This window comes from Dolichospermum circinale AWQC310F (assembly GCF_000426925.1).
In the GTDB taxonomy this organism is placed as follows: domain Bacteria; phylum Cyanobacteriota; class Cyanobacteriia; order Cyanobacteriales; family Nostocaceae; genus Dolichospermum; species Dolichospermum circinale.
Genome location: NZ_KE384682.1, coordinates 27,139 through 31,566, shown reverse-complemented (window position 1 = coordinate 31,566; position 4,428 = coordinate 27,139). Strand labels below are relative to the sequence as shown.

General features: G+C 40.5%; 4 protein-coding genes. 2 read left to right on the top strand and 2 right to left on the bottom strand.

Annotated elements, in window-relative coordinates; all coding sequences use genetic code 11:
- Window positions 1-68: 68 nt before the first annotated feature.
- Entirely contained in the window at window positions 69-1,265 is a 1,197-nt protein-coding gene (gene tyrS / locus ACIR310F_RS0111270; RefSeq protein WP_028083919.1) for a tyrosine--tRNA ligase, read from the bottom strand.
- Window positions 1,266-1,421: 156 nt separating this feature from the next.
- Between tyrS and ACIR310F_RS0111265 the strand changes: the two genes are divergently transcribed.
- Window positions 1,422-3,344, top strand: coding sequence for a transglycosylase domain-containing protein (locus ACIR310F_RS0111265; protein ID WP_028083918.1), 1,923 nt, complete (start codon window positions 1,422-1,424; stop codon window positions 3,342-3,344).
- A gap of 116 nt (window positions 3,345-3,460) precedes the next feature.
- On the opposite strand, the gene ACIR310F_RS0111260 is transcribed toward ACIR310F_RS0111265, so the two are convergent.
- Window positions 3,461-3,784, bottom strand: coding sequence for a DUF1825 family protein (locus ACIR310F_RS0111260; protein WP_028083917.1), 324 nt, complete (start codon window positions 3,782-3,784; stop codon window positions 3,461-3,463).
- Window positions 3,785-3,980: 196 nt separating this feature from the next.
- Here ACIR310F_RS0111260 and ACIR310F_RS0111255 point away from each other — a divergent pair, with 196 nt between their 5' ends.
- Complete coding sequence (locus ACIR310F_RS0111255; RefSeq protein ID WP_028083916.1) at window positions 3,981-4,352, top strand: NINE protein; 372 nt, start codon at window positions 3,981-3,983, stop codon at window positions 4,350-4,352.
- The last annotated feature ends 76 nt before the right edge of the window (window positions 4,353-4,428 follow it).

The window sequence follows — 4,428 nt, the reverse complement described above, 5'->3', positions numbered from 1 at the left end:
CTCAAGTGCTTATAAAACAAGGATTTTTATCTACGTATTTTCTCAAGGTTGGGGTAGGATTGCTATAGCTACTTTACTAACCGTACAAAATTTTTCTTACCTACCTGTAACACTTTATTGTATAAATCATCAGGCTGAGAAAAACTTAAATCCGCATCAGTAATCTTATCACCATCTATCCTCACTCCACCCTCCTGAATTTTCCTTTTACCTTCGGCGGTACTTTTACATAAACCAGTAGCACCCAAAACAAAGGCTAATTTCGCAGGAAATTGAGGAATAGTAGCCACAGAATACTCCGGTAATGCTCCCTCCCGTCCACCACTTTTAGCAGCCTCTCTAGCCTCATTAGCTGCCGCTTCACCGTGATATTGACGCACCACTTCCCAGGCTAAATACTCCTGGCGATCGCGTGGGTTTTGTGGCAAACTATCCAAAGATAGATCTGTCAGCAATTCAAAATACTGTGGGAGTAAATTATCTGGTACACCTTGGAGTTTTTGATACTTTTGTGAAGGATGTTCACCCAAACCAACATAATTACCTAAAGACTTAGACATTTTTTGTACACCATCAGTGCCAATCAAAATTGGTAATAACAGTCCAAACTGCGGTTTTAAGCCAAAATGACGTTGTAAATCTCGACCGACAGCGATGTTAAATTTTTGATCAGTTCCCCCTAATTCTACATCTGCTTCCACAGCCACAGAATCATAACCTTGCATCAGTGGATACAGGAACTCATGGAGAAAAATGGGACTCTCTTGTTGATAACGTTCTGCAAAACCTTCCTTAGCTAACATTTGTCCTACAGTCATGGTAGAAAGTAGCTCTAAAGTTTTTCCTAAATCCATCTGGGAAAGCCATTGAGAGTTATAACGTACCTCCAACCGACCAGGAGTATCAAAATCTAAAATAGGACGTACCTGGTCAAGATAAGTTTGAGCATTTCGTGTCACATCAGCCTCCGTAAGCTGACGACGCACCTCAGATTTACCAGTAGGATCACCAATTCGCGCCGTAAAATCCCCAATAATCAGTACCGCCGTATGACCAGCATCTTGAAAAGCCCGCAATTTCCGCACAGGTATACTATGACCAAGATGAATATCTGCCCCCGTAGGGTCAATACCTAGTTTAATTCTTAAAGGACGGTCAGAATTAAGTAACCGTTTTTCTAGACTTTCCGTGTCATGATCATCGTTATGGGGTTGAGGAAAAATTTCTGCCACACCACGATGCAACCAAGAGAAATTTTGCGTCATACTAAGAAATTCGCCATTAAATATACTTTCGACTGTAAAAGTTAGGGTTGTCATCCCTGCTCTGTTTTGCCAGATTACTATAATTACAAAAAATTAACCGTCTTTTGCCATTTAATGAATTACATTTAAATTTACCAGTGAGGAAGTGAGATAGCCGTGTCATCCAGGACTTTTGATAACAAACAACCACAACAGCAGGATTCATCTGGATTTGAGTTTTTTAAAGGAGTCGGTCAGATAACTGGGGGTACTCTCCTATTTATAACACTCCTATCAAGCTCCATTGTAGCGGGGACACTAGTTGGTTTAGCCATTAGTTTCCGTAATTTACCAGATGTTAGACAAATTAAAAACTTTTTTCCTTCAGAAACAACTTACATATACGATATAAAAGGTAAACTTTTAACCAGTATCCACGGAGAAGCTAACCGAGAAGTAGTACCATTGGATAGAATTTCCCCCAACCTGAAACGCGCAGTTTTGGCCAGTGAAGATGGTCACTTTTACGATCATCATGGGATTAATCCTAGTGGAGTTGGCCGTGCTGTGGTAGTCAACATGGTAGCAGGTGGTGTCAAAGAAGGTGGTTCTACCATCACCATGCAATTGGTGAAAAACCTGTTTTTGTCTCAAAAACGGGCTTTTACGCGGAAATTAGCCGAGGCTGTACTAGCAATTCGTTTAGAGCAAATTCTCAGTAAAGACGAGATTCTGGAAATGTACCTCAATCAAGTTTATTGGGGTCATAACAACTACGGTGTGCAAACAGCAGCCCGCAGTTATTTTAACAAATCAGCAGAATATTTAACTTTAGGTGAATCAGCCATGATGGCTGGTTTAATCCAAGCACCAGAAGAGTTTAGCCCTTTTGCCAGTATGAAAATGGCCAAACAGAAACAAAAAGAAGTTTTGGGGCGGATGATAGAGTTAAATTGGATTACCCAAAAAGAAAAGGATGATGCCTTAAAAGAAGAAATTAAACTTGGTAAAATCAGGTCTTTTCAAGGTAGCGCCCTACCTTATGTTACCGATACAGTAGCCCAAGAGTTGCGGAAAAAATTTGGCCGGGATGCCCTGCTCAAAGGAGGAATGCGCGTACAAACTACTGTTGATGCTAAATTCCAAGCCATGGCTGAAGAAACCATTAAAGAATGGCATCAAAAGCTTCAGTCCCAAGGGTTATCTAAGAATCAAATGGCCTTGGTAGCAATTGATCCTCGGACGCATTTTGTTAAAGCTCTAGTTGGTGGTGTAGATTATAAAACCAGTGAATTTAACCGAGCTACCCAAGCGCAACGTCAACCAGGTTCTTCATTTAAGCCTTTTGTTTACTATGCTGCCTTTGCTAGTGGTAAATATGCACCGGATACCACAGTCATAGATGCTCCAGTGGGTTATCAAGATGGTAATGGTTGGTACTACCCAAAAAACTATGATGGTAGTTTTGCTGGAGCAATGTCAATTCGCACAGCCCTAGCCCATTCTCGCAATATCCCAGTGATTAAACTTGGTAAAGCGGTGGGAATGAATAAAGTGGTTGAAACCTGCCGGACTTTGGGTATTATGAGTCCAATGGAACCCGTTACCTCTCTGCCTTTAGGTGCTATTGGTGTCACTCCTTTAGAAATGGCTAGTGCTTATGCTACCTTTGCTAATTATGGCTGGCAATCACCACCTACCGTAATTGTCCGCATTACAGATAGTTCTGGTAATGTGATTCTCGATAATACACCTAAACCTAAACAAGTTCTCGATTCTTGGGCATCAGCGGCGACCATTGATATTATGACTTCGGTAATTACTGAAGGTACGGGTAAAAATGCCGCCATAAATAGACCAGCCGCTGGGAAAACCGGAACTACATCCTCAGAAAAGGATATTTGGTTTGTGGGTACTGTGCCGCAACTAACTACTGCGGTCTGGGTAGGTAGGGACGACAGCAGACAATTAGCACGTGGAGCAACTGGTGGGGTAATGGTAGCCCCTATTTGGCGCGATTTTATGATGAAAGCACTTAAGGATGTGCCTGTAGAGAAGTTTAAGTCCCCCTCTCAGTTCCCACGTCCTAAGTCAAATTAATAGGTTAGTTGACAGTTGACAGTTGACAGTTGACAGTTGACAGTGGTGATGGGAAATTATTGTTACCTATTACCCATTACCCATTACCCATTACCCATTACCCATTACCTAAATGGTCATTTTGTTTTTTCCAAATCCGCTTTCATCCTTTCTAATGTGACATTCATTTGCTCAAACATTTGTTGTGGAGTTACACCAAACTGACCTAATTGAGTTTTTAGCTGCTGTATAGTCATTTGGGCCATGAAATCCTCTGATAGCTCAAAACGCTTCATAAAGACGCGATATCTGTCCATCATAGATTCCATTTGCTCAATAAACAATTTCTTGCCCTCACGGTCAAATTTACCATAGCTGTTGCCAAGTTGAATGAGTGCTTGATACTCTTCAAACAACTGCTTGGCCTCTTGCTGCACTATTTCCGAGTCGAAGAATCCCATTTTCTTTAATTTAAATGATTACTATTAGTCCAGTAGCTGGAAATTTTGGCTTTACACCTTAATTTTAGTGTAGAAGATTCATATATAAAAACTAGGTTGGTTAAGGTAGGGTTTTTTACCGAAATTTCACTACTTGTTTTCTGAGCTTTGGAAGTAACTTGACAAATTATCCCACAAATTATATTAGGATGAGATGATGTTAATTAAGGAAAAAAATCGGATTATTGCGGCTATTTTAGCTTTTTCTGGGACAATAACGATTCCAGGCTTGCATAAATTCTACTTGGGGCAACCACTTTGGGGAATATTGTATGTTTTATTATCTTGGACACCTATTCCCAAGGTAGCTAGTGCTATTGAGTGGGTTTGGTATTTAACTCAAGATCAAGAGACTTTTGATCGTCATTTTAATTTGGGTAGAAGTCAAGGTCAGGTAACGCCTCCTCAGAGTAATCAAGTAGAATCAGTAGCTAATGCTTTGCGGGAGTTGGACGCGCTTCGTCAAGAAGGATTAATTTCTGAGTATGAGTTTGAGCAAAAACGCCGCCAGATGTTAGATCTGATTTAGATAGGCTGTAGTGGTATAAATAATCCTTAGACAAGTAGGAATAATTTATAAATGTTTCAAATTGGGATTTTTGAAG